Consider the following 25,176-nt stretch of genomic DNA (forward strand, 5'->3'; position numbering starts at 1 on the left):
TCATTTATTGATCGAGGCACTAACATGTCAGAATATTCTTTATTTACTTCCGAGTCCGTTTCCGAAGGACACCCAGATAAAATTGCAGACCAAGTGTCTGATGCCATTCTTGATGCTATTCTTGCTGAAGATCCAGAGGCACGTGTTGCTTGTGAAAGCCTGGTAAAAACCGGCATGGTTTTAGTCGCAGGCGAAGTTCGTACAAACGCTTGGGTTGATATTGAAGAAATCACTCGTAAGGTGGTACGTGAAATTGGTTACAACAGTTCTGAGATGGGCTTCGACTGGGAATCCTGTGCTGTCATGAACGCAATTGGTAAGCAATCGGCTGACATTGCTGTTGGCGTAGATGAAGCTGGAGACCATGAACAAGGCGCTGGTGACCAAGGTTTAATGTTTGGTTTCGCCACAAATGAAACAGATGTATTAATGCCAGCGCCAATCACCTATGCCCACCGCTTAGTTCAACGCCAAGCAGAAGTACGTAAAAACGGTACGTTGGACTTTCTTCGTCCAGATGCAAAAAGCCAAGTCACCTTTCGATATGACGAAAACGGCAAACCATGCGCCATTGACGCCGTTGTCCTGTCTACTCAACACAGTGCCGCCGTAAAACAAAGCGATCTTCGCGAAGCTGTTATGGAAGAAATCATTAGACCAGTGCTTCCGGAAGAATGGCTTTCTAAAGAAACCAAATACTTCATCAACCCAACAGGTCAGTTCATTATCGGTGGCCCGGTTGGTGATTGCGGTCTAACAGGTCGTAAAATCATCGTAGATACATACGGTGGTATGGCGCGTCACGGCGGCGGCGCATTCTCAGGCAAAGACCCATCTAAAGTGGATCGCTCGGCCGCTTATGCAGGTCGCTATGTGGCGAAAAACATCGTTGCTGCAGGCCTAGCTGACAAATGTGAAATTCAAATCTCTTACGCTATTGGCGTAGCTGAACCAACCTCCATCAGCATTAACACTTTTGGTACAGGTAAAGTGAGCGATACCGTCATCAGTCAATTGGTACGTGAACATTTTGAATTGCGCCCAGCAGGACTGGTTAAAATGCTTGATTTGAAACGTCCTATTTACCTTCCAACAGCCGCATACGGGCACTTTGGTCGTACTGGCGACAACTTTACTTGGGAAAAAACGGACAAAGCCGCTGCATTGAAAGCATCTGCTGGTTTATAAGTTCTCTCTTTTCCGTTATAAAAGCCCTCTACATTGAGGGCTTTTATTTTTATGCGTATACCTAGAGTTTATATCGACCTACCACTTTCTGAAAACACCCGTTTTTCACTTCCCGAAGCAACCTTTCATTATCTGTGTAAAGTACTACGATTAAAGTCTGAACACCCATTAATTGTTTTTAATGGTAAAGGCGGTCAATATAACGCCACTCTTAAGCAAGTTGAAAAGCGCACCGCTGAAGTCGACACCCATGGTTTTATTGAGCTACACAATGAATCGCCAATTAAAGTGGCTATCGGGCAAACTCTTTCAAGAGGTGAAAGAATGGACTACGCTATTCAGAAAGCCGTCGAAGCTGGCGTATACTCAATACAACCTTTATTCAGTGAGCGATGTGAAGTAAAACTCAACGACAGTCGAATAGAAAAACGCGTCCAACACTGGCAACAGATCGCAATTAGTGCCGCCGAACAAAGTGGCCGTGGCATAGTACCAAAAGTGCATTCTCCAATGCCATTAGAGGAATGGACATCGAATTGTAACGAAATGTTAAAACTCACTTTACATCACCGCACAAAAAAAGAGCTAACAAAACTATCCAAACCATCCGATAATACAGTTGCTGTTTTAATTGGGCCAGAAGGAGGGCTAACAGAGAACGAAGTTAAACTCTCCGAAAAACAAGGATTTACATCAATATCTTTAGGTCCAAGAGTGCTTAGAACAGAAACAGCACCGATTGTAATATTGACAACACTGAATGTAATGTGGGGAGACATTTCCTAAGCTAGCGCTGAACACAAGTTGGATTTGTACACTAAATAAGCAAATAAAGTGAAAAATATACAAACTGATTACATACATATTTTACTTAAATCATTAGAATCGTTGTCATAGAATGAGTTTCATATTCCATTAAAGAACATGAGTACAATAAAATGAATAAGTTTTCAAAAACAGTTCTACTCACATCAATTCTATACAGTGCAGCAAGTTCGGCACTGACTTTAGAAGAAGCGACATATATAGCTATAGAAAATGACCCTACTGTGCGTCAAGCAATTTCGACATACAATGAAAACAAAAGCCAGATTGAAATCTCCAACTCTGGCTATAGACCTAGCTTAGATTTAAACGCAGGTGTCGGTAGAGAAACCACCTACAATGAGGGTGCTGACGATGTGGATTTAACACGTCGAGAACTTTCTCTGTCTTTCTCTCAGCCGTTATTCAGAGGCTTCCAAACTCAGAACGAAGTAAAAAGAACCAAGAATGAAACAGAGGCAAGCCGTTGGAGCGCTCTTATAGCCGTAGAAAACGCGTCCCTAAATGTTGCTGACGCTTACACTAATGTATTGCGTTATAGAGAGCTTTTAAAGCTCTCTGATCTCAACCTAAAAACTCACGAGCGCATTTACTCACAGATCAAGTTAAAAAGTGATACAGGAGTTGGACGTAAATCCGATCTAACTCTAATAACAGCGCGCTTAGCAAAAGCCCACTCCAATCGCTTGGCCGCTCTAAACAACCTAGTTGACGCTAAAAGCCAATATCTTTATGTTGTCGGTGAGCTTCCACCTGAAAATATGATTTACCCTATTCCAGATCGTGACCTTTTGCCGACCACTCTTGAAATGGCAATAGAAGAAGCCATTGCAAAAAATCCGGCCATTGAAGTTACCAACTGGGATGTTAAAGCGACGGAAAATGCTAAATCTTCTAGTGACGCTACCAACTACCCTCAACTAGATTTTGTTGTTGAACGGACATGGGACGACAACATAGATGGCGCAGAAGGCGCTTCTGAAGACCTTCTGGCAATGGTTCGCTTAAATTACAATTTGTACAATGGTGGCTCTGATACACAAAGACGCAAAATTGCTGAGCAACAAATATTGCAAGCCTCTGAAGTTCGCCGCAGCACAATAAGAGATACAGAACTGACGGTTCGCTTGGCTTGGGCTGCGTACAAATCAACAGCAGCGCAAAAGAAACACATTCAACAGCACGTTATCGCCACCAAGCAATCTCAAAAAGCCTATGAAAGTCAATTCAGATTAGGACGTCGAACATTATTAGATGTTCTAGACAGTGAAAACGAACTTTTTGAAGCAAGACAGAGCTATGTAAATGCTGATTATGACGAACAATTTGCCGAGTTCAGACTATTTAATGCTAAAGGCGAACTAATGAGAGCGCTACGTATTTATAGACCTGCTATTTTAGGCTTTGAAGACCAGATTGAGGATGAATCTATCATCTCAACAGAGCAAACAATCAGCGCCATTGACAGGCTAAAAACGGTAGAGGCTGAATCGGTAAGTGATCCAGAAAGCATCCTACCTTCAAGCGAAGAACTATTCATAGACTCTGAAACTGGCAGCGGTTGGTAATTATTATGAAAACGATTGGATTATGCATTTGTTTAATATTGCTGTCTTCACAGTCAATGGCATTCTCTGTTTATGGAGATCAGCTAGATCGTGAAGAACTTAAAGACGATGACTTAGATGGTGTCATTAATGTACGTGATGCGTGCCCTAACACGCCAAGAAATGCGGCTATAGATAATATAGGGTGTCATGAAGAAAGCACCAAACTGCTGTCTGTAGAGCTTAATATTTTATTTGATTCGGGAAGGCATGAAGTAAAACCTCAATATTATAAAGAGGTGAAAAAACTGGCCGATTTTTTAAATGATAACCCGGGAAGTACGGCTGTGATTGAGGGCCATACAGATAATATAGGATCATCTGATTCCAATGAACTTCTCTCTCAGCGTAGAGCTTCGGCTATCGTCGACGTATTAATAAGCAGTTTCAATATTGATGAAAATATTCTACGTGGTATTGGCTATGGTGAAAGCAAACCTATTGCGTCAAATGACAATGGTATAGGTAGGGCACAAAACCGCCGAGTTGTCGCGGAAGTTTTTGCGCAATCTACAGCAAAAATTGAGCGATGGGATATTTATAGCGTTGATAGATAAGCGTTAAGTGTAAAAAACAGCAACAATAGAGTTATTGTTGCTGTTACTCCCTTCTCATACCCCACATATTTCTATAGCATGGCTTTTTATATATTAAATATTTTTTGGGCGCAGCTTCTGCCTCATCTACCCTACAGGAATATTCAATGACCATTAAGCTTGGCATCGTTATGGACCCTATTGCGTCTATAAACTACAAGAAAGACACGTCTCTCGCTATGCTCTGGGCCGCTGCAGAAAAAGGCTGGGAGCTTTTCTACATCGAGCAAAAAGACTTATTTTTAGAGTCAGGCAAAGCCTTTGCTATAACCAAAAATCTACACGTCTTCAAAGATCCAGAAAAATTCTATACGCTAGGAGAGGAAAGAAAAACTTCATTAGCAGATTTGAATGTTATTTTAATGCGTAAGGACCCTCCATTTGATGGCGAATTTGTCTATAGCACTATGATTTTAGAGCAAGCGGAACGAGAAGGAACCCTAGTCGTCAATAAGCCTTCGAGCTTACGTGACTGTAACGAAAAACTTTTTGCAACACAGTTTCCAGAATGCTGCCCTCCCGTTCTGGTAACGCGCCGCGCAGACTTGTTAAAACAATTTCACAAAGATCATGGTGATGTGATCTTTAAGCCGTTAGATGGCATGGGAGGAACATCCATATTTCGTCTGCGCCATGATGACCCTAATGTAAGTGTCATTATTGAAACATTAACAAATATGGGCACTGAACAAATCATGGCTCAGAAATTCATCCCAGAAATCACTCAAGGCGATAAACGTATTCTTATTGTAGACGGAGAGCCGGTCCCATATGCTCTAGCGCGTATCCCTGCTTCAGGAGAAACCAGAGGCAACCTAGCCGCTGGAGGCCGTGGTGAAGGTAGACCACTTTCAGAGCGTGACCTTTGGATTTGCAACCAAGTCATCCCAACATTAAAAGAAAAAGGGCTGCTCTTTGTAGGTCTTGATGTCATTGGCGACTATCTAACCGAAATCAATGTAACCAGCCCAACATGCGTTAGAGAGCTCAATAATCAATACAATCTAGACATTGCAATGGACTTAATTCGAGCCATAGAGAAACGTTTGAACTAGTATTCTTATGCGTACAGCAGATCGATTCTCAATTGCATTATTTGCCGCCATAAGCATGCATGTACTTATGGTGGTTTTTATTAACTTTGAGTTAAACCTAGCACTCCCCCCCTCTAAATCATTAGAGATCACCATTGTTCAACATAAATCAGAAGCGCCAAAAGAAGCTGACTTTATCGCTCAAGCAAACCAGCAAGCCAGTGGCACAGAGGTTCGAAAAGAAAAACTAACCTCGACCGAAGAGGCCCAATTCATCGCTGATGAAATTAGAGAAATAACCCCTCCTGTTAAGCCACAGCTGGCCTCTAATACCGACATAAAAGAGAAAAAAATCATTTCATCTCAACAGGATTCAATATTCAAAGTACTTGAGGAACCTGATGACAACAATCAAACTCTAGAAGAAAAATTTATCGGCCAAACTCAATTACCGAGCCGTTTGTCGTCAGATATAGCAAGCTTAGAAGCTCTGCTAGATAAACAAAGGCAAGAATTTGCCAAAAGACCAAGAATCAGACGACTCACCTCAGTTTCAGCCAAGTCTTCCGTTGATGCACAGTACCTAGACGATTGGAGACGAAGAATAGAGCGAATTGGCAACATCCACTACCCTATTGAAGCAAAGCGAAATAAACTCTATGGTAAGCTGCGCCTTGCCGTCTCTCTCTCATCAAACGGATACGTAAAGGAAATAGACATCTTGCACTCTTCAGGCGTAAGGGTTCTCGATGATGCCGCCATTCGAATTGTTCGGTTGGCCGAGCCATTTCAACCCTTCCCAGCAGAGCTATCAAAGGAAGTCGATCAGTTAGAAATCATTCGAACATGGCAGTTCATTTCTGGCAATCAATTACAAAGCCAGTAGCCCATCATTTAACATCAAAAAATCCAGACAAAAAAAAGCCCGTTACAATGACGGACTTTCATTTCAAAAACTCTCTCAATTATGAAAACTGATTTTCACCCATCGATTCTCTAATTTTTTTCATAGCGTTCTTTTCAAGCTGGCGAATACGCTCTGCAGAAACGCCATACTCATCAGCCAATTCATGCAATGTTGACTTTCCATCAGATAACCAACGTTGAACCAAAATGTTACGGCTTCTGTCATCTAATACAGACATGGCTTCTTCAAGTCGTCTATTAGAGTCTTCTTCCCAGTTACCATTCTCTAATAATTGAGCAGGATCATAACGATGATCCTCTAGATAATTTGCTGGTGCTTGAAATGCGCTATCATCATCGTCATCCGAAGACGCGTCAAATGTCATATCAGAAGAACTCATACGTCCTTCCATTTGACGAACAACCTCAGGAGAAACGCCTAGATCCTCTGCCACTGACTCTACTTCTTTGTGGCTAAACCAAGACAATGTTTTCTTAGCACTGCGTAAATTAAAAAACATTTTACGTTGGGCTTTGGTTGTCGCAACTTTCACAATACGCCAATTCTTAAGTATGAACTCATGAATTTCTGCTTTAATCCAGTGAACGGCAAATGAAACTAAGCGAACCCCAACTTCAGGATTAAAACGCTTTACCGCTTTCATCAAGCCAACATTACCTTCTTGGATTAAATCACCTTGATTCAAACCGTAACCGGAATAGCTTTTTGCAATATGTACAACAAAACGCAAATGAGACATTACCAAGGTTCTAGCGGCTTCAAGGTCCTCTTGATAATAAAGACGTTCTGCTAACTGGTGTTCTTCTTCAGCAGTTAGAATTGGAATCGTGCTAACTGCCTGAATGTACGACTCAAGATTTTGACCTGGAGTCATAATATCAATAGGCTGAAGAGCTTTACCCATCTTTATATCTACCTCTATAAATAAGTTGTATTAAATACTAGCAAGTTAACCAAAAGTGAATGTGATAAAAATGTGCATTTTATGCGATATTAAAGTAAACATGCCTGTAAAGCCGTAAATATCACTGTAATTCTATATCTGAAATATGTCTATTAACAGCTACCCATGCACCCACAACACCAATGATTGCGCTCATAGTTAAGCATAAAACAACTTCATCTGCATTAAAATACTGCAATGAAAAGTCGCTTTGATATAACGCAATAATTCTCTCCGCGGGCGTGCTTACCCAAAGGCTAACACATAAAATCGTTATACTCGCCAACATGCCACCCAGCACACCAAACCAAAACCCCATATATAGAAAGGGTCGTCGGATAAATGAATCAGTCGCACCAACAAGCTTCATAACAAGCACTTCATCTCGACGGCTTTCAACAGCCATTCGAATGGTATTTCCGACTATCAATAAAACAGCGCCCACCAAAAGCGCCGAAAGCGCATAAATAAAGCGCTGCCCAAAGCTTAACACACTTGCCAATCGGTGCAGCCATTGAGCATCTAGCTCCGCGTACTCAACCTCAGAAAAGTTAGCCAAGTCATTTCTCAGGGATTCCAAACGAGGCAAGGTATCAACTGAAACATCATAAGCGGGAATCACTTGAAGGACAATTGGTAAAGGGTTTTCAGGTAAGGCCGATAAGATTTGCTCGTACCCACTCGATTGCTCGAAGTACCTCATTCCCTCTTCTTTGGAAACATACATTACATTTAACACGTCATTACGACTAGACAACTGATGCGATAACGACAAAGCCTTTGTATCTTCAAGATCGGCAAACAAATACAAACTAATAATAGATTGCTTATCCCATTGATCCGTAATTGATTGAACATTTTTTAACCCCACGTATAAACCGCCAGGTAAGGATAAAGCAATCGCGATCACCATGACCGTCATAATACTAGCTAAGGGGTCCTGCATTAGACGCATCAAACTTTCTAGTAACGTGCCTTGGTGATCACGGAGATAGCTTGAGAAATGAAAAGGCGTTGACAGCCGCGTTTTTGTATTAGGCGTGACAACGCTCGTAGACTGCCGCGTTGCACCTCTAGGTTCAGGCTTCTGAGACATTTAGCTAAACCCTCCATCATTTACAATCCTACCTTGATTAAGCGTCAGTACTCTATGTTGCATACGAGCGATCAAAGACAAGTCATGACTGGCAACTAAAACGGTGACGCCCACTCGGTTAAATTCTTGGAAAAGATTCATTATTTCTGAAGATAGACGAGGATCTAAGTTTCCAGTTGGTTCATCAGCCAACAAAAGCTGAGGTTTATTTACCACAGCTCTGGCAATACCTATACGTTGCTGTTCACCACCAGATAGTGCCATAGGGTTATATTTCTCTTTCCCTAATAAACCCACTTTGTCTAATGCCGCCCTGACACGTTTAGCAATGTGCAAAGGGTCAGCGCCACTGACTTGGAGCGGTAAGGCAACATTATGAAAGACACTCCGATCAAACAAAAGTTGATGATTTTGAAATACCACACCCACTTTTCGTCTATGATACGGGATGTATTTTCGACTCAAGGTGTACAGATCTTCCCCATCAATAATGATTTTCCCCGTACTTTGACGTTCAATCATCATAATCAATTTTAATAGGGTACTTTTACCTGCGCCAGAGTGGCCTGTAAGAAAAGCCATTTCACCTTGTTGCAAATGAAAACTAACTTGACTAAGCGCTTCTTGCCCCGTTTCATATTTTTTGCCGACACGTTGAAATTCAATTTCCACAAACTTTACTCACGCTCATATTTATACAAACAACAGATAAAAGTAAAACGGTCCTGTCTCGAAGCCATGCTCTTCAAAAGAAACTAGGCTTCCTCAAATAAGGCGTCGACAAACTCTTCTCCGACAAAAGGTCGTAAATCGTCAACTTGCTCACCAACACCAATAAAACGTATAGGTATAGCAAATTGTTTCGCAATGGCAAAGATAATACCGCCTTTGGCCGTACCATCTAATTTAGTCAGTGTAATACCACTTACCCCAACCGCTTCAGTAAACAACTTCGCTTGACTCAACGCATTTTGACCCGTCCCAGCATCCAGAACAAGCATCACTTCGTGGGGAGCATTTACATCAAGCTTTTTCATCACCCGAACAACCTTGGAAAGCTCGTTCATTAAATTACTCTTATTCTGCAAACGCCCGGCCGTGTCAGCAATGACAATATCAATGCCTTTTGCTTTCGCCGACTCAATAGCGTCAAAAATAACAGAGGCCGAATCCGCGCCTGAATGCTGAGCAATAACAGGGACATCATTCCTTTCACCCCATACTTGTAACTGCTCTACAGCGGCCGCTCGAAATGTATCACCAGCCGCAAGAAGTACGCTTTTCCCTTCCGCTTGAAATTTTTTCGTCAATTTCCCTATGGTGGTCGTTTTACCCACACCATTCACACCCACCATAAGAATAACAAAAGGCCCTTCTTGCTGACCAGTTTGTAATGGTTTTTCAGATTCAGACAACATCTCTTTTAACTCGAGCTTTAAGGAAGACAATAACGCATCTGAATCTTTTAACTCTTTTCGGCCTAGTTTGTCGGTAATAGAAGCTAATAAGGTTTGTGTCGCATCCACACCAACATCCGCGGTTAATAGTTGAGTCTCAATATCCTCTAGCAACTCATCGTCAATTTGTTTGCGCCCAACCACTAGGGAAGCTAAACCATTCCCAAAACCATTACGAGTTCGAGATAAGCCCGCTTTTATTCGCTGGGACCAGCTAAGGCCTTCTGTTTTTTCAACGACTACTTCTGGCTTTCCAGCCACTACTTCTGGTTTTTCAGCTACTATTGGCTGAGTAACGTCTTCAACTGTGGTCTTATTAACCGTTTTGACAGACGACAGGGCGATTTCCGCTTGATCCTTGTCGATGACCTTAGGACTTGTATCGTCATTAACAATCGAGTTTTCCATACTGGCTTCAGCGGATAAATTTTGTTCTGCAGGCAGGGAGGAAGTATCATCATTCGAGTTTTCTGAATCCTTTTTATGGGCTTCTTTTATTTCTGTACCTATTTTTTTGGTATAGCCACGTCGAATGTAAAATGCGATTAACGCCATCAGCGTACCAATAACAATGGGGACGTAGCGTGCGTACTCTCCTAAATAAGGAGTAAAAAAACTAATAATTTGATTTACAAATTCCATTAAGTCGATCTCTATAGTGGATGCCGTTAACCGCTTTATAAATAATCTAAGCCGTTAAACTCAATTTTTTTACTATTCTGTGGTAAAAAGACACAGAAAACATGCAATTTTAACATTTTTCAATACATCAAACAGTCCTGAAATGGTCGATCTAACGCTTTAATCTATTTTTTTGGAATAATTACAGAATGCCTAAGACAAAAAAACCATTATTTAGTCGACCATTTTTGTCAGCCCTGATGATTATCATCCCTGCAATGGTTCTACTGTTAAACCTCACGGCAAATGAAAAACATTATGTGATGCCTGAGATCAAAACCTGGACAACGGCTTCTGGGGTTCCTGTAATTTGGTTGGTTCATGATGAATGGACCGCCCGTGACACTATTGAAATACGAATTCTATTCAATCACGGGTACAGTAACGATTCAAAATTATCGTTAACTGAATTCACATTTGATTTCTTATTAAAAGACACCTTGCCACTTAGTACAACCTATATCAATGACAGGTTGAAACCTCTCGCAGCCAGTGTTAGCTATAAAGTCCAATCTAATAAAAGCGAATTGGCGTTTTCTATAGATGGCCGCCCCTCTTTATTGAACCCAAGTATCGAGTTATTGTCTGCTTGGCTACCAGAGCCATCATTTAAATTGAGAACCTTTGCTAACAGGGAAAACGCACTTAAAAGTTCGTCACCACAAAAACAACAGTTACTCAATGCGACATTTGGAGCCGACGTCAATAACACATCCAAAACACAGTTTTATGACCCCATTCAAATGGATGATATACATCAAACCTATCAAATACTTCAGCAGCATATTGATAAGATTGTTGTTGTTGGCGCGCTTCCCGATGTAAATAGCATTAAACAAAACCTAAATAGTATCACTCACGGCTTTTCGGCATCATTAATTACGTCACCTGTTGTACAGGTACAAACAAAAAGCCTCCAGACAAATGAAGGTCGTAATCTACTTGAAAGCTATGGCGGATTGCCCCTGCCAACGTTAAATCAACCAAAAGAATGGTTTACTCTGCAATTTTGGGCGACTTATTTTCTTCAAGAAGTCAATAAAGAAAACAACGCCAATCACGTTGAGCTGCGTATTGAAGTCGCGCAACCATTGCCTTGGATATGGTGGAGAATTCAACATGCACCCCCTATTCTACAGAGCCCACAAACGAACCCACCGCTCGATGACGGTACTGTCTATTCAAAGCCGTTACTCGACAACATGATACCGAATGCAGATGAGTTTGAGACAACAGTAGAATTATTTCAGGAGAGGATGTTGCAACAGTCTAAACAAACGATATGGTGGGCTAATATCGCTACCCAAGTCACTCAAGGCAACACACGTCAATTAGAATCATGGATTAATAATTACACTCATGATTTAAACAATTTTTCCTATAAAATCTACCAACAAGAACTGGTTAATCTTATAAAACTAAATCAACTACATGAGGTTCAAATTCGCCAATGAGGCCCCCTAAAGAAATCACTAAATCATCTAAAGTTACCAAATCAAAACTTCGCATCATTGGTGGCGAATGGCGCTCAAGAACCTTACCTATTCCAGAAGTCGAAGCTCTTAGACCAACCCCAGATAGAGTCCGAGAAACCCTGTTTAATTGGATTTCAGTGTGGGTACCTGGCGCTCATTGCGGAGATTTATTTTGTGGTAGTGGCGCTTTAGGCTTAGAGGCGCTATCAAGAGGCGCATCAAGTTGCTTATTTGTCGATAATAGTCGTGTTGTTACACAGCAAATGAAAGCGAATTTAGCCACCTTAAAAACATCAGCCGGAAAGGTAATCCAACAAAACGCCCTTGACCTATTAAAAACACAGCCATCAAAACCATTCGATATTGTATTTTTAGACCCTCCATTTAGAAAAGGTTGGTTAGAAGAGCTCATTCCCCTTTTAAATAATCAATGGTTAGCGAATCGCGCTTGGGTTTATATCGAAATGGAGAAGGAGTCTAACCTCCCTGAAACGCCCTCAAACTGGGCATTAGTGAAAGAAAAGAGTGCAGGACAGCTCTGTTACCGGCTATTCGAAGTCAATAAAACTGAGTAAATTTAAGGTCTATTAATAAAGTACATTAAATTTCATAAGAACTATTGTTTTTTAGTCTATCAATGTTTAAAACTAGGTTATCAAATGTTATTTATTGTAGAGATTTATTCTAATGAGATAACAAAAAACGACATTGGTGACTAACATTTAAAGTAAGATTAAAAAATAAGGACACGTTATGTTTTCAAACCTCAGCTTTCGTTCAAAGTTAGTCGGATTACTTGTGTCTTCTGTAATCGGTTTTTTATTGGTTACTCTCGTTGCATTTAATGGCTTTAATAACCAACAAGACGCCAACCAAAAGCTTCATAATTATTTCACAATAAAAGAAAGCATGGACACGCTGGCCATTGCCATGCTGGAAGAAACAGAAGCGTTCGCAACGGTTAACGACAGCAATGTCAACGACTTTTTAACTATGATAGAAGAGAGTAATATTGCGTTCCAAGAAATTCTAAACAAAAGCATTCTACTGGCCAGTTCAGATCAAATACGAAATGCGTTAAAAGACACAAAAACCTATTTAGATAATTACTCCACTGTTTTCGTCATTTTGCTGGATCAACAAGGAGCCATAGGCTTTGAATCATCTTCCGGTTTAAGAGGTGAAATTACACGTCAAGGCGACGAAATAATGGACGCTGTCGCTAAATTATCGCTACTAAAGCGTGAATTCGTTAACGTAAGAAAAGTAGAAACCAGTTTTTTATTCGAGCCCACTGAAGAGAACTTTAATCAAGTAACCAGTAGCTTCGAAAAGTTCCAAAAACGCATTAATACATTTGGCTTAACAGACAAACTTAGCATCACCGCCTCCTATATAGATTCAATTAACCAATATGTTGAAAAATACGCTCTCCTTAATAACTCAAAGCAGCAATTTTCAACCATCAATGAACAATTTAAGAATCAACGAGAAACAACAGCGAACATCATTCGAAAAGCCGTATTAGCCGCAGAACAAGACGCTCATGAAAGTGCGGAAACAGCCAATATAACGCTGATCTCTGTCAGTGTCATTGTAACGGTTTTGGCCGCTCTTATTATGTACGGCATTGGCATTAGTGTGAGTTCATCTATTTCTCGTATTACTCAAGACCTCAATAAAATAAAAGGCGGCGACCTAACAGCACGAGCCTTTGTGAATGAAAACAGGAATGATGAGTTTGATTCTTTAAGTAAGTCAGTAAATGAAATGACGGCTGGGTTAAGTAATGTCCTAAGCGATGTAGTTCATACAACAACCGATGTAAGCGGTATGGTCGTTGAATTGAACACAGCGATATCAAGTATTGCTGAAAATAACCGCTCAGTCAGCAAACGAACTGACTCTTTAGCCGAATCAACAGAGGACATTTCTGAACGTTTGTCAGATGTCTCAAATACCACAGACAGGCTCAAACACGATTCAAACGAAACCTACGAGTCAGCAAAACAAGGGGCGAAAACCATCAAAGCGGCCCTAGACAATTTAAGCCATACGGTAGAAGTCGTAACCAAAACAAGTCTACAGCTTGATGAGCTAGGTCAGCTTTCAAAAGACATTGATGCGGTGATTGGAATGATTAATGATTTAGCCAACCAAACCAACTTACTGGCGTTAAATGCAGCAATAGAAGCGGCGCGCGCAGGTGAGGCAGGACGAGGGTTTTCAGTTGTGGCTGATGAAGTACGATCACTTGCTGAAAAAACCGTTGAAGCAACAGGAAAAATCACATCCATTGTCAGCACGATTCAAAGCTCGACACAAAAAGCAATTGATACGATGGAAAGTGGCCAAACGAGTCTCGATGCCATCCAAGAAAATGGGGCGACAGCAGGACAGGCCATGCTTGAAATTGAAAAAAATGCGTCTACCAGCTCTTCTGCATCCATTGATATGGCGCAAATTATCCAAGAGATAGCGTCTACCGCCGTACAAATGAATAAGGACATGGATGACATTGCTCAACAATTAACTAACGATACATCTTCTATTGAGACTATCTCAAATAAAACCAGTCAAATAGAAAATCAAACAATGGAGTTAGGCCGTAAAACAAGCGTCTTCACTTTATCTTAATCGTATATCCACTAAAGCCCAGTGACTTTCATCCATACATACTCACTGGGCTTTAACCTTTAATACCCTTTACTCAACCCTTTCTCTTCACCTTTTGATCTAAAGCGCTTGATGGCGATTGATGCAAAAGATAGACTTACATGAGTTGTGCCTTTCTATTTATTTGGCCGCCTTTCTCGAACATCCAACTCAAATCAGGAAGTCAAATTATTATGCCGGACACTATTCCAGCCGATTCTGTTGGTATTGTCACTCCTAATATTGCCGTATTTGATACGCCCCTTACTCTCACAAGCCAAAATACGCTTGAGCAATATCAACTTGTTTATGAAACCTATGGTGAGTTAAATGCACAATCCACAAATGCCATTCTTATTTGCCACGCATTAAGTGGAGATCATCACGCAGCGGGCTACCATTCTATGAATGATAAAAAGCCTGGATGGTGGGACTCAGCGATCGGCCCGGGAAAACCGATCGATACCAATCGTTTTTTTGTGGTTTGCTTAAATAACCTTGGCGGTTGTTCTGGAAGTACAGGACCAACCAGCCTAAATCCAGCCACAAACACTGAGTGGGGGGCTGATTTCCCAATTCTCACCGTTGCGGATTGGGTTGAAAGTCAAGCACGCCTTGCCGACTGTCTAAACATAAAGACATGGGCCGCCATTATTGGTGGTAGCCTAGGTGGCATGCAAGTGCTTGAATGGAGCATTCGCTTCCCTCATAGAATTAAGAATGCGGTGGTTATTGCCTCAGCACCAAAATTGTCAACACAAAATATCGCGTTTAATGAAGTCGCTCGCCAATCCATTAGCCGAGACCCAGATTTTCATGATGGCCATTACACAGCCAACAATACCATTCCAGTGAATGGTTTAGGACTTGCTCGTATGCTTGGCCACATTACTTATCTATCAGATGATTCTATGGGGAAAAAGTTCGGCCGTAAAATGCGCCACGATGATTACCAATACCATTACGGAATCGACTTTGAAGTTGAAAGCTATTTACATTATCAAGGGGAAGCGTTTACCAAACGCTTTGATGCTAATACTTACCGTTTAATGACCAAGGCTCTAGATTACTTTGATCCAGCCGCTGAGACAGGTGGCGATTTATCTAAAATACTAAGTCGAGCTCAGTGTGAGTTTTTATTAGTCTCTTTCACGACGGATTGGCGGTTTTCACCGGCTCGAAGTGAAGAGATCGTAGACGCCTTAGTATTAGCCGGTAAACATGTCAGTTACGCAAAGATAGAATCCAATAAAGGTCATGACGCTTTTTTATTCCCAATCCCACGCTACATGTCAGCACTACGTGGTTTCTTAAATCGAGCACATAACCTTCTTCTAAAGGAGACTAACTGATGCGTTCAGACTTAGATATCATCAACGATTGGATTCAAGAAGACAGCAGAGTGCTTGACCTTGGTTGCGGTAATGGCGAACTACTTCAGCACCTTATGGGTCAAAAGAATGTGAAAGGCTATGGCATTGAAATTAACGCCGAGGACATTAACCTTTGCATTGAAAATGGCATCCCTGTTATCGACCAGAACATAGATGATGGTTTACACAATTTTGGAGACCAAAGTTTCGATTTGGTTATCATGACGCACGCGTTACAACAATTTCGTCGGCCAGATTTACTGCTGGATGAAATGCTCAGAATTGGCAAGGAATGCATTATTACCTTTCCAAATTTTGGACATTGGCGCAATAGATTGCACCTAGGTATAAAGGGACGCATGCCGGTTTCTGAGTTCCTTCCTTATAACTGGTATGATACACCCAACATACATTTTTGTACTTTTGTCGACTTTACAAAATTGTGTGACGAGAAAGACATAAAAATCAAACGTTGGGCAGCCGTTGATGGACACCTAAGAGATCACTGGTGGATTAGGGCATTACCTAACGTCATGAGTGAAACAGCCATTTTTCACGTTAGTAGATAGGAAAACACTATGAAATACATAATTGCCAGCTTCGTACTTTTATTTTCGATGTTGAGTCTTGCAGAGCAAGTGAAATCCTTTGGTGAATACGATTTACATTTTAATACGTTTGAGTCTACTTTTTTGACGCCTAACATTGCTCAGCAATACGGTTTTATCAGAAGTAAAGGCCAAGGACTATTAAATGTGGCGGTTACCAAAAACACCTCAGGAAAACTTCCCGTTCCCACCGCCGCCATTGTTAGTGGAAAAGTCACTAACCTAATAGGGCAGATCGTCACTTTATCATTTGTCACAATTGATGAAGGCGATGCCATTTACTACATCGCACCATTCACAAAAACCAACGATGAGATTTTACGCTTCTCAATCAGCGCGAAGTTAAATGCCGATGCGGCACCAATGGAAGCGTCTTTTCAAAGACACGTATACGTAGAAAAATAGGATTATAATGACAAAATCTATTGTATTAGCAAGTAACAACAAAGGGAAAATTGCCGAATTTAATCTACTACTTGCACCGCTTGGTTACGACATAAAACCTCAAGGAGAGTTTCAAGTAGAAGATGCCATAGAGGATGGGCTTACTTTTATTGAAAACGCGATATTAAAAGCGCGTCATGCTTGTGCGCAAACAGGCTTACCTTCGTTGGCTGATGATTCTGGACTAGAAGTCGACTATTTAAACGGTGCGCCCGGTATTTATTCCGCCCGCTTTGCCGGCGAACACGGTAATAATTTAGCCAACAACGAATTACTATTAGAAAAATTAAATGGTGTACCGACTCATGAGCGTGGTGCTCGTTTTCATTGTGTGCTTGCTTATATGAGGCATAAAGAGGACCCCACGCCGATTGTTGTGCATGGATCGTGGGAAGGCCGTATTTTAGAGTCTATTGAAGGCGAGCACGGGTTTGGCTACGACCCCCTATTTTTTGTCCCTGAATGCGGTTGCAGTGCGGCGAGCTTACCAAAAGAAGTAAAGAACTCAATCAGCCATCGTGCAAAAGCACTCACTCAATTGTTAACCCACCTCACACCGAAAGTACCGTTTTAATGTCACACCCCAATGCGTTACTTTTACCACCTCTAAGCTTATATATTCATCTACCTTGGTGCGTAAAAAAATGCCCATATTGTGACTTTAACTCTCATCAGGCGGATCGCTTTGAAGACGCGGGAAAGTTGCCTGAAGAAGCCTATTTAGTGCAACTACTTGCCGATTTAGAGCAAGATTTAGCTTTTGCTTATGGTCGTAAAATACACAGCATATTCATTGGCGGTGGTACGCCTAGCCTTATGAGCGCTCGGTTCTTCCATGAATTGCTTGATAAAATACGTAATAAAATTGCTTTTGTCGATGACATTGAAATCACCATGGAAGCCAACCCAGGAACCTTTGAGCAAGATAAGTTTCGTGAATTTCGGCAGACAGGCATTAACCGTCTATCCATTGGTATTCAAAGCTTCCAGCCACATTTATTAAACGCCCTCGGACGCATTCATGGTAGAGAGGAAGCGATAACAGCAGTAGAAAAATCTCGGCTTGCGGGCTTCGACAATATCAATATCGACCTCATGCACGGCCTTCCCGATCAATCTATAGAACAAGCAATGGAAGACTTAAATATGGCCATTGATTTAAACCCAGAACACTTATCTTGGTATCAACTGACCATTGAACCAAACACTGAATTTTATCGCCGCCCTCCTGAGCTTCCTCAAGACACGACTCTCTGGGATATCCAAGATGCTGGACAAGCACGTCTTAAAACCAATGGTTATGCACAGTACGAGATATCGGCCAACGCAAAAAAGGGCAAACAAGCAAAGCACAATCTTAATTATTGGCGCTTTGGTGATTACATCGGCATTGGTGCTGGTGCTCATGGCAAACTCACTTTAATCGATGGTCAGATATTCCGCACCCGAAAAACGCGTCACCCTAATCATTACTTAGGGAATTTAGCACAAGCACTGAGTATTAAAGAAGAAATTGCCAAGGATGACCTAGCTTTTGAGTTTATGATGAACCGATTAAGGTTATTTGAGTCATTTGAACTATCTGATTACTATAAGTTTTGTTACCATAGCCCCTCAGAAACATTTATGGATAGCTGTAAACTGGCTATTGATAAAGGACTCTTATGTGCGCCTTCATGGAAGAAAAACACCATTAAAACAACAGAAAAAGGCCAACTTTTTCTCAATGATTTATTGGAATTATTTCTGCCTGGCTAGCACATCAACCATGGCTCTGTTTGATAAAACGCTCATGCGGATCGCCAATCATATGCGCCTCTAAAGGCGAATAAAAGTTCTTCGCTACCGCGTAGCTCAAGAACCTAGCACTATTTTAATAGTGCGATTCAAAAAATATCGTATGGTAGTGACTGAGACTTATTTAAGCGCAACGTATATGGCTAAAGTTAACTCATTTGCATTAGAACACTTTATGACGTTTTTAGAACAATTTTTTATATTGTTTGACATAGTATTGAAATGGAGTCGCTGTAAGGTAAACACAACCTTCTTTCAATAATAATTAAATTACTCTGAATAAGGAACGCTCTATGAACTTAAAAAAACCTGACGGTGGTCGGGCTGAATACAATACCTCGTACAAGGTAGGACAAGATAACGTTCAGTTTCTTGGTCTAGACGTACTTAACCCTGTATTTAGTACCAGCGCTGTTATCATTTTTGCATTCATTATTGGCAGTATTTTATTTCCTGCTGATGCCAGTGCAATATTATCAGGCGCCAAAAATTGGTCGATCAATAATTTCGATTGGTTCTTTATGGCATCTGGTAACATTTTTGTACTTTTCTGCTTGCTACTGATCGCCCTGCCTTTAGGTAAGATCCGACTTGGTGGCACGGAAGCAAAAGCGGAACACTCAACCATTACGTGGTTTTCGATGCTGTTTGCGGCTGGAATGGGGATTGGCTTAATGTTCTGGAGTGTGGCCGAGCCCGTTGCTTATTACACTGGCTGGTACGGCACACCATTTGATGTTGTGGCAAACACACCTGAAGCAAAAGACGCCGCTATGGGCGCAACCATGTTCCATTGGGGTCTCCACCCTTGGGCAATTTATGCGGTTGTCGGCCTGTCTTTGGCTTTCTTTGCCTATAACAAAGGTTTGCCTCTTACTATTCGTTCGGCTTTTTATCCATTATTAGGTGAAAAAGTGTGGGGGGGAATCGGTCACGTAATCGACGTTGTTTCGGTGATTGCTACCATCTTTGGTTTAGCAACATCACTTGGTTTTGGTGCACAGCAAGCCACCAGTGGCCTTAACTTCTTATTTGGCATTCCTAATACATTAACAACGCAAATTATTGTTATTTGTGCGGTAACCGCCGTTGCCATTATATCGGTTGCTCGTGGCCTAGAAGGTGGGGTTAAGCTACTTTCAAATGTCAATATGATTATTGCGGCGGCATTAGCCTTATTTATTGTGATCGTGGGTAACACTGGGGCCATCTTTACCGCTATAGGCGCATTCTTCTTAAACTATGTTGAAAACATCATTCCACTCAGTAATTGGATCGGTCGTGAAGATGAGACCTTCTATCATGGCTGGACTGTGTTTTATTGGGCTTGGTGGATTTCTTGGTCCCCATTTGTCGGTATGTTTATCGCTCGTGTTTCTCGTGGCCGTACTGTTCGTGAATTTATTGTGGCCGTGTTACTAGTACCGACTGTTGTGTCCATCGTTTGGATGTCTATCTTTGGTGGATCAGCGCTTGATCAAGTAGAAAATGGCGTGGGTGCTTTAGCAAACGGCATCACGGACTCATCACTTGCGATGTTCCAAATGTTCGCTAGCCTACCTTTGACCTCTGTTATCTCGTTCGTTGGTATTGTCCTTGTATTAGTATTCTTCGTAACGTCCTCTGACTCAGGCTCTTTGGTTATCGATGGTATTACCGCTGGCGGTAAAACAGATGCGCCAATGATACAACGTGTGTTCTGGGCGATTCTTGAAGGCATCATCGCCATCGCCCTACTTGTCGGAGGTGGTTCTGAAGCATTGGGCGCGATTCAAGCGGCTGCGATTACCATAGGCCTACCTTTTACTCTGCTCATGTTGATCATGTGTGTGAGCTTGTGGAAAGGCTTGCACAGTGATATCCATCTTTATAAAAGGTCATAAATTGACGGTATTTTTATAAAGCGTCATTTCGGCTAAAAACAACGCGAACGCCCAAACAAGACGCTCGCGTTGTTTTTTTTCTATAAATATCTTATTATCAGCGTCCTCTTAGGGGAGTAATCTTCTTTGCAATATCAACCGATGTATTGTGAAGATTCTTTGTCAACATAATTGAGCCTCAAGCTCATGGTAAAGAAGTCCTGATCCGATATGATAACGGCAGGGTTGATGAGACTTAAGACAATGACTTGGCTCAGGTGGGCTCAAGTGTTGTCTTTTGTTTAATGCCCACCTAGGACCACTCAATGGAAGCTCTACTCACGTCTATCTCTACGGTTGCCCTGGCAGAGATGGGAGATAAAACTCAGCTGCTCGCCTTATTTCTTGCAACACGTTTCGCATCTAAACTTTCTATTGTGCTTGGCATTCTGGCGGCGACCCTACTCAATCATGCTCTGTCGGCTTGGTTTGGTGTTGAAATTGCGCAATGGATTCCAAACGGTGCCGTCAGCTGGGTCATCGGTTTAAGCTTTATCGCGGTAGGTTTGTGGCTATTGATCCCAGATAAAGATGACAGTGAAGCCACTACTGTACTCAAATACGGTGCTTTTAGTGCCACCTTTATACTGTTCTTTCTAGCTGAAATCGGTGACAAGACGCAAATTGCGACCGTTTTATTAGGCGCTCACTATGGCAGCGTCTGGATGGTCTTGCTAGGCTCAACGATTGGAATGATGTTAGCGAATGTACCAGTAGTCTTTGCAGGCAACTGGATAATGGACAGAATCAATGCAGAGCGAACTCGACAACTTGCTTGTTCACTCTTTATTATCATGGGGGCCGTTACCATTCTTGCCCCGCTTTTATCATAGCTCAGCTCTAGCCAACAGGAGTCGTCTAATGGATGTCGAATTAACGGAAATACTTGAAGCACTTTGTCAGCACCCACCATTTAATGAGATAGCTGACGATCCACAGCTCAATGACATGACCAGAGAAATCGAGATTCAATATATTCGCGCGGGTGAATGGGTCATTGAGCCAAGCGCATTAAATAACACACTCTTTTTTATCCGAAGTGGCGCTATTGAAGTCCTTAACAAAGAAGAAAAATTAATTCGCCGCATGAATGAAGGAGAGTTATTTGGCTACTTTTCCTTGTTACGCGGAGGAAAGTCTTCACAGTCCATGCGAACCATTGAAGACAGCTTATTGTATCGGATTCCTGCACGTTGGTTTCTGAAGTTATATGAAGAAAACGACACTTTCTCTGAATTTTTTGAACTCGCTCGTGAAGTACGTTTACGCGTCGCAATGGATTCAAAAAGCTCAGATGTGTCTTTAATGACATGCCCAGTGATTAGCCTATTAAGACGTCCACCCATCAGTGCGCCTATGAGTTCAACCATTCGAGCGGCAGCACAAATCATGGCTGAGCACAAAGTATCAAGTTTACTCATCACCGATAATGAAGAGTTGATCGGCATTGTTACAGATAGAGATCTTCGCACTCGTGCCGTTGCCAAAGGGCTTGACTACGACACGCCTATTGCAGACATCATGACTCGCGACCCCATTGTTATGGACAGTGGTGATTATGCTTCTGAAGCCGTATTAAAAATGATGGAGCGGAATGTGCATCATATTCCGATTGTGAAAAATGGACTTCCTATCGGGGTCGTAAGTACAGGCGATATTATCCAAAAAGAAAGCCATGGAAGTGTCTTTCTGATCAGTGACATTTTTAAACAAACAGACATCGAAGGCTTGAAGAGCATCAGCCGTAAAATGACTCATACTTTCACTCAGCTGGTGGTCGCAGATGCAAATACGCAAATGATAGGCAATGCCATGTCCCACATTGGTACCGCCTTTGTGAAAAGACTTTTGCAACTGGCAGAGGAACATTTTGGCCCACCGCCAGTGGCGTATTGCTTTATTGCGCTGGGGTCACAAGCAAGAGAAGAACAAACCATTAAAACCGATCAAGACAATGCATTGATACTAAGTAATAAATTCGATGAGAACTTACATGGCGACTACTTTAAAATGTTGTCAGACTGGGTGTGTCACCATCTAGACGATTGCGGCTATACCCTGTGTACGGGTGACATCATGGCATCAAATTCACGCTGGCGTCAGCCATTGAGTGTTTGGAAAGAGAATTTCAGCGAATGGATACAGAAACCAAAGGCCGAAGCGCTATTAAGCCTTTCCATTTTCTTTGATTTGCGCGGTATTTATGGAGATAAAAACCTCGCCAAGCAGCTTAATCAGCACATACGCAAAGAGGCCAAACAACACTCAGGTTTTTTAACCCTGATGGCCCGAAACGCAAACCAACGTAAACCACCACTAGGGTTCTTCCGACAATTTGTGCTTGATGGTGAAGGTAAACAGTCACGCACCTTTAATTTAAAAGAACGAGGTATTGCACCTATTATTGACATTGTACGTGTGCATGCCCTGGCTTGCGGCAGCGATAAACTGAATACCCTAGAGCGTATAGAAGACATCGAGGCCGCAGGTCTCTTGCCCGATGGACGGGCCAAAGATCTTGCTTTGGCCTTAGAAATGATAGGCATGGTGCGCATCCGAAATCAAAAAGATCAGATTGAGGCGGGGGAAGAAGCAAACAATCACGTTAACCCAGAGAACCTCTCCTCGTTCGAGAAACGTCACCTTCGAGACGCGTTCCATATCGTTTCTCGTCAGCAAGAGTTTATTAAATTTCGCTATGCCGGGAAGCGTCATTAAATGAAAAGAACAGTATTAAAACCCAAACCACAGAGCGGCATGCAAGACTGGCAAGCCATGTTTAAACAATGGGCGGCTGAAGCCCCTGAAGGCCCTTTAAAGCGCTATTATGAGGCTGGAATGATTGCCCCTCAAACGGCGCTAAATAATACCCCTTTATTAGCATTAGACTTAGAAACGACAGGGCTTGACCCAACCCAAGATGAAATTATTAGCATTGGGGTGATTCCCTTCACCCACAAAACGATTCGCTGCCAAGGTGCTCAATATTGGATGGCAAAGCCAGAACGATCATTGAACCCTGAGTCTGTCACTATCCACGAAATAACCCACTCAGAACTGGCTGAAGCTCCGCCTTTACACACTATTTTAGATGACATACTCACCGCCTTCACGCATCAAGTGATGGTTGTCCATTGCGTTGAGATAGAAAGGCAGTTTTTATTAGAGGCTTCAATGAAAGTCTACGGCTATCCTCTGTATTTTCCGGTGCTGGACACTATGGATATTGAACGTCAGGTTACTTATAAACCTTGGTGGCAACGCTTTGGAAGGCGACCTTCGTTGCGCTTAGATGCTTGCCGCCAACGCTATAAATTACCTCGCTACAAAGCACATCATGCTCTTACGGATGCTTTGTCCTCAGCGGAGCTTTTGCAAGCGCAAATTGCCTACCATATGGACCCTAAAGCTGATATTGCGCATTACTGGATCTAATTAGACGGTATCTCGTTTATTAAGTTAGCTACCCAAGAGTCGTTTGAACGACCAAAGGGCAACTTTCGCGAATCGTCAATTCGGTTTCTAACACCACATCTTTCGCTTCCCGCAAACCAAGAAAAAGCTCAGCCGCTATTCGACCTTTTTCTTCACTTTGCTGATGAATGGTTGTAATTGAAGGGTGCAAGTTAGCCCCTTCAGGAATGCCATCAAACCCTACTACTTGGAGATCTTCAGGCACTCTTAATCCCATTTTTAATGCCGCTTGTACGGCGGCTATCGCAATTCGATCGCTCATGCACAACAGCAATTGAGGGCGATCAATCGTCATCAATGCCTCTCGAGCTGCCTGATATCCCTGTTTATGAGAATTCGTTGGAACATTCCAAATATTATCAGGGCTCACCCCATATCCCTTCTCACTGAGCGCATCAAAATAGCCATGTAACCTTTGCACTGAAATAGAGGCCGCCTCATCCAATAGTTCATCACTTTGCATGCGACACACTCGATCGGTATTCAAAAGGCTTAATCCTAAAATAGCAATTTTATCAGGCTTATGGAGCAAGGCATGCGTTGCTACTGTTTTGGCCCCATGATAATTACCAATATTGACAGAAGTACAACCATCGATAAATCCGTCTACCGTGATAACGTGCTTATTCGGCATGAGCCAAGGAGCGTTGTGACACTGTTGTGGTTTGTGACCATAAACGATAAAGCCATCGACCATAGAAGCCTGCATGCGATGTTGAGCATCCTGCTCTAATGGATTGGATGATAAAAGCAGCATATTGTATTCATGTGCGTCTAATACATCCGCCATACCTTTAATAAACTGATTCGCTACCGGGTCACTTACGCTGTAGCTTAAGCGATCCGACAGGACAATACCCACAATCCCCGTTCGACCAGTTCGCAAGCTACGAGCCGCCGCATTTGGGCCAAAATAGCCCATACTTTCGCATTCAGAAAGAATTTTATCTCGTAGACTTGCCGATAACTGATCAGGTCTATTAAACGCGTTCGAAATGGTCGCCGTTGAGACGTTTAAATTCTCAGCAACGTCTTTCAGTGTCAACTTTCGAGGCGTTTTAAATGTCATAAAC

At 42.1% G+C, this 25,176-nt stretch carries 23 protein-coding genes and 1 riboswitch; of the genes, 18 read left to right on the top strand and 5 right to left on the bottom strand.

Annotated features, from left to right (window positions below):
* Positions 1–24 precede the first annotated feature (24 nt).
* The 6 genes from metK to IEZ33_RS18475 all read left to right on the top strand — a co-directional run bounded on the left by metK (position 25) and on the right by IEZ33_RS18475 (position 6,136).
* The gene (gene metK / locus IEZ33_RS18450; RefSeq protein ID WP_191601449.1) at positions 25–1,188 is read left to right on the top strand and encodes a methionine adenosyltransferase; all 1,164 of its coding nucleotides are present in this window, start codon (positions 25–27) and stop codon (positions 1,186–1,188) included.
* A gap of 51 nt (positions 1,189–1,239) precedes the next feature.
* Positions 1,240–1,974, top strand: a complete 735-nt coding sequence (locus IEZ33_RS18455) for a 16S rRNA (uracil(1498)-N(3))-methyltransferase (protein WP_191601450.1) — start codon at positions 1,240–1,242, stop codon at positions 1,972–1,974.
* A 152-nt stretch (positions 1,975–2,126) separates the two neighbouring features.
* Positions 2,127–3,581 (top strand): TolC family outer membrane protein, encoded by a 1,455-nt coding sequence (locus IEZ33_RS18460; protein WP_191601451.1) that lies wholly within the window; start codon positions 2,127–2,129, stop codon positions 3,579–3,581.
* A 5-nt stretch (positions 3,582–3,586) separates the two neighbouring features.
* The gene (locus IEZ33_RS18465; RefSeq protein ID WP_191601452.1) at positions 3,587–4,177 is read left to right on the top strand and encodes an OmpA family protein; all 591 of its coding nucleotides are present in this window, start codon (positions 3,587–3,589) and stop codon (positions 4,175–4,177) included.
* Between the two features lie 146 nt (positions 4,178–4,323).
* Complete coding sequence (gene gshB, locus IEZ33_RS18470; RefSeq protein ID WP_191601453.1) at positions 4,324–5,271, top strand: glutathione synthase; 948 nt, start codon at positions 4,324–4,326, stop codon at positions 5,269–5,271.
* Between the two features lie 7 nt (positions 5,272–5,278).
* Positions 5,279–6,136: an energy transducer TonB gene (locus tag IEZ33_RS18475; protein WP_191601454.1), complete on the top strand. Its 858-nt coding sequence runs from the start codon at positions 5,279–5,281 to the stop codon at positions 6,134–6,136.
* A gap of 79 nt (positions 6,137–6,215) precedes the next feature.
* On the opposite strand, the gene rpoH is transcribed toward IEZ33_RS18475, so the two are convergent.
* The 4 genes from rpoH to ftsY all read right to left on the bottom strand — a co-directional run bounded on the left by rpoH (position 6,216) and on the right by ftsY (position 10,316).
* Positions 6,216–7,082: an RNA polymerase sigma factor RpoH gene (rpoH, locus tag IEZ33_RS18480; RefSeq protein WP_191601455.1), complete on the bottom strand. Its 867-nt coding sequence runs from the start codon at positions 7,080–7,082 to the stop codon at positions 6,216–6,218.
* A gap of 121 nt (positions 7,083–7,203) precedes the next feature.
* Positions 7,204–8,217, bottom strand: a complete 1,014-nt coding sequence (gene ftsX, locus IEZ33_RS18485) for a permease-like cell division protein FtsX (RefSeq protein ID WP_191601456.1) — start codon at positions 8,215–8,217, stop codon at positions 7,204–7,206.
* A complete protein-coding gene (gene ftsE / locus IEZ33_RS18490) occupies positions 8,218–8,889 on the bottom strand; it encodes a cell division ATP-binding protein FtsE (protein ID WP_191601457.1) in 672 nt (223 codons plus the stop codon). It abuts the gene before it with no gap.
* An 83-nt stretch (positions 8,890–8,972) separates the two neighbouring features.
* Positions 8,973–10,316: a signal recognition particle-docking protein FtsY gene (gene ftsY / locus IEZ33_RS18495; protein ID WP_191601458.1), complete on the bottom strand. Its 1,344-nt coding sequence runs from the start codon at positions 10,314–10,316 to the stop codon at positions 8,973–8,975.
* A gap of 188 nt (positions 10,317–10,504) precedes the next feature.
* Here ftsY and IEZ33_RS18500 point away from each other — a divergent pair, with 188 nt between their 5' ends.
* The 12 genes from IEZ33_RS18500 to IEZ33_RS18555 all read left to right on the top strand — a co-directional run bounded on the left by IEZ33_RS18500 (position 10,505) and on the right by IEZ33_RS18555 (position 24,064).
* Positions 10,505–11,809 (top strand): peptidase M16 family protein, encoded by a 1,305-nt coding sequence (locus tag IEZ33_RS18500; RefSeq protein ID WP_191601459.1) that lies wholly within the window; start codon positions 10,505–10,507, stop codon positions 11,807–11,809.
* Positions 11,806–12,405 (top strand): 16S rRNA (guanine(966)-N(2))-methyltransferase RsmD, encoded by a 600-nt coding sequence (gene rsmD, locus IEZ33_RS18505; RefSeq protein ID WP_191601460.1) that lies wholly within the window; start codon positions 11,806–11,808, stop codon positions 12,403–12,405. Before IEZ33_RS18500 ends, rsmD begins: the two co-directional genes overlap by 4 nt.
* A 178-nt stretch (positions 12,406–12,583) precedes the next feature.
* Complete coding sequence (locus IEZ33_RS18510) at positions 12,584–14,467, top strand: methyl-accepting chemotaxis protein (protein WP_191601461.1); 1,884 nt, start codon at positions 12,584–12,586, stop codon at positions 14,465–14,467.
* Between the two features lie 212 nt (positions 14,468–14,679).
* Entirely contained in the window at positions 14,680–15,837 is a 1,158-nt protein-coding gene (gene metX, locus IEZ33_RS18515; RefSeq protein ID WP_191601462.1) for a homoserine O-succinyltransferase MetX, read from the top strand.
* A complete protein-coding gene (metW, locus tag IEZ33_RS18520; protein ID WP_191601463.1) occupies positions 15,837–16,427 on the top strand; it encodes a methionine biosynthesis protein MetW in 591 nt (196 codons plus the stop codon). The genes metX and metW overlap by 1 nt, the downstream gene beginning before the upstream one ends.
* Positions 16,428–16,436: 9 nt before the next feature.
* On the top strand, positions 16,437–16,871 hold the full coding sequence (locus tag IEZ33_RS18525) for a DUF4426 domain-containing protein (RefSeq protein WP_191601464.1): 435 nt from the start codon (positions 16,437–16,439) through the stop codon (positions 16,869–16,871).
* Positions 16,872–16,878: 7 nt separating this feature from the next.
* Positions 16,879–17,484: an RdgB/HAM1 family non-canonical purine NTP pyrophosphatase gene (gene rdgB / locus IEZ33_RS18530; RefSeq protein WP_191601465.1), complete on the top strand. Its 606-nt coding sequence runs from the start codon at positions 16,879–16,881 to the stop codon at positions 17,482–17,484.
* On the top strand, positions 17,484–18,668 hold the full coding sequence (gene hemW, locus IEZ33_RS18535; protein ID WP_191601466.1) for a radical SAM family heme chaperone HemW: 1,185 nt from the start codon (positions 17,484–17,486) through the stop codon (positions 18,666–18,668). The genes rdgB and hemW overlap by 1 nt, the downstream gene beginning before the upstream one ends.
* 332 nt (positions 18,669–19,000) lie before the next feature.
* The gene (locus IEZ33_RS18540; RefSeq protein ID WP_191601467.1) at positions 19,001–20,590 is read left to right on the top strand and encodes a BCCT family transporter; all 1,590 of its coding nucleotides are present in this window, start codon (positions 19,001–19,003) and stop codon (positions 20,588–20,590) included.
* A gap of 97 nt (positions 20,591–20,687) precedes the next feature.
* A riboswitch (yybP-ykoY riboswitch) is annotated at positions 20,688–20,817 on the top strand.
* Between the two features lie 78 nt (positions 20,818–20,895).
* Positions 20,896–21,462, top strand: coding sequence for a TMEM165/GDT1 family protein (locus tag IEZ33_RS18545; protein WP_191601468.1), 567 nt, complete (start codon positions 20,896–20,898; stop codon positions 21,460–21,462).
* A 28-nt stretch (positions 21,463–21,490) separates the two neighbouring features.
* On the top strand, positions 21,491–23,347 hold the full coding sequence (locus tag IEZ33_RS18550; protein ID WP_191601469.1) for a putative nucleotidyltransferase substrate binding domain-containing protein: 1,857 nt from the start codon (positions 21,491–21,493) through the stop codon (positions 23,345–23,347).
* The gene (locus IEZ33_RS18555; RefSeq protein ID WP_240009572.1) at positions 23,348–24,064 is read left to right on the top strand and encodes a 3'-5' exonuclease; all 717 of its coding nucleotides are present in this window, start codon (positions 23,348–23,350) and stop codon (positions 24,062–24,064) included. It begins immediately after the preceding gene.
* 28 nt (positions 24,065–24,092) lie between these two features.
* Here IEZ33_RS18555 and IEZ33_RS18560 read toward each other — a convergent pair whose 3' ends face one another.
* Positions 24,093–25,172 carry a LacI family DNA-binding transcriptional regulator gene (locus IEZ33_RS18560; RefSeq protein WP_191601470.1) on the bottom strand — a complete coding sequence of 360 codons (1,080 nt, stop codon included), beginning with the start codon at positions 25,170–25,172 and terminating at the stop codon, positions 24,093–24,095.
* Positions 25,173–25,176: the final 4 nt, after the last annotated feature.

It is taken from the genome of Marinomonas algicola (assembly GCF_014805825.1).
Taxonomy (GTDB): domain Bacteria; phylum Pseudomonadota; class Gammaproteobacteria; order Pseudomonadales; family Marinomonadaceae; genus Marinomonas; species Marinomonas algicola.

Bases quoted from the DNA above. Each gene is read 5' to 3' on its own strand.
- metK (WP_191601449.1), top strand. From the start codon at position 25: ATGTCAGAATATTCTTTATTTACTTCCGAGTCCGTTTCCGAAGGACAC.
- IEZ33_RS18455 (WP_191601450.1), top strand. From the start codon at position 1,240: ATGCGTATACCTAGAGTTTATATCGACCTACCACTTTCTGAAAACACC.
- IEZ33_RS18460 (WP_191601451.1), top strand. From the start codon at position 2,127: ATGAATAAGTTTTCAAAAACAGTTCTACTCACATCAATTCTATACAGT.
- IEZ33_RS18465 (WP_191601452.1), top strand. From the start codon at position 3,587: ATGAAAACGATTGGATTATGCATTTGTTTAATATTGCTGTCTTCACAG.
- gshB (WP_191601453.1), top strand. From the start codon at position 4,324: ATGACCATTAAGCTTGGCATCGTTATGGACCCTATTGCGTCTATAAAC.
- IEZ33_RS18475 (WP_191601454.1), top strand. From the start codon at position 5,279: ATGCGTACAGCAGATCGATTCTCAATTGCATTATTTGCCGCCATAAGC.
- rpoH (WP_191601455.1), bottom strand. From the start codon at position 7,082: ATGGGTAAAGCTCTTCAGCCTATTGATATTATGACTCCAGGTCAAAAT.
- ftsX (WP_191601456.1), bottom strand. From the start codon at position 8,217: ATGTCTCAGAAGCCTGAACCTAGAGGTGCAACGCGGCAGTCTACGAGC.
- ftsY (WP_191601458.1), bottom strand. From the start codon at position 10,316: ATGGAATTTGTAAATCAAATTATTAGTTTTTTTACTCCTTATTTAGGA.
- IEZ33_RS18500 (WP_191601459.1), top strand. From the start codon at position 10,505: ATGCCTAAGACAAAAAAACCATTATTTAGTCGACCATTTTTGTCAGCC.
- rsmD (WP_191601460.1), top strand. From the start codon at position 11,806: ATGAGGCCCCCTAAAGAAATCACTAAATCATCTAAAGTTACCAAATCA.
- IEZ33_RS18510 (WP_191601461.1), top strand. From the start codon at position 12,584: ATGTTTTCAAACCTCAGCTTTCGTTCAAAGTTAGTCGGATTACTTGTG.
- metX (WP_191601462.1), top strand. From the start codon at position 14,680: ATGCCGGACACTATTCCAGCCGATTCTGTTGGTATTGTCACTCCTAAT.
- metW (WP_191601463.1), top strand. From the start codon at position 15,837: ATGCGTTCAGACTTAGATATCATCAACGATTGGATTCAAGAAGACAGC.
- IEZ33_RS18525 (WP_191601464.1), top strand. From the start codon at position 16,437: ATGAAATACATAATTGCCAGCTTCGTACTTTTATTTTCGATGTTGAGT.
- rdgB (WP_191601465.1), top strand. From the start codon at position 16,879: ATGACAAAATCTATTGTATTAGCAAGTAACAACAAAGGGAAAATTGCC.
- hemW (WP_191601466.1), top strand. From the start codon at position 17,484: ATGTCACACCCCAATGCGTTACTTTTACCACCTCTAAGCTTATATATT.
- IEZ33_RS18540 (WP_191601467.1), top strand. From the start codon at position 19,001: ATGAACTTAAAAAAACCTGACGGTGGTCGGGCTGAATACAATACCTCG.
- IEZ33_RS18545 (WP_191601468.1), top strand. From the start codon at position 20,896: ATGGAAGCTCTACTCACGTCTATCTCTACGGTTGCCCTGGCAGAGATG.
- IEZ33_RS18550 (WP_191601469.1), top strand. From the start codon at position 21,491: ATGGATGTCGAATTAACGGAAATACTTGAAGCACTTTGTCAGCACCCA.
- IEZ33_RS18555 (WP_240009572.1), top strand. From the start codon at position 23,348: ATGAAAAGAACAGTATTAAAACCCAAACCACAGAGCGGCATGCAAGAC.
- IEZ33_RS18560 (WP_191601470.1), bottom strand. From the start codon at position 25,172: ATGACATTTAAAACGCCTCGAAAGTTGACACTGAAAGACGTTGCTGAG.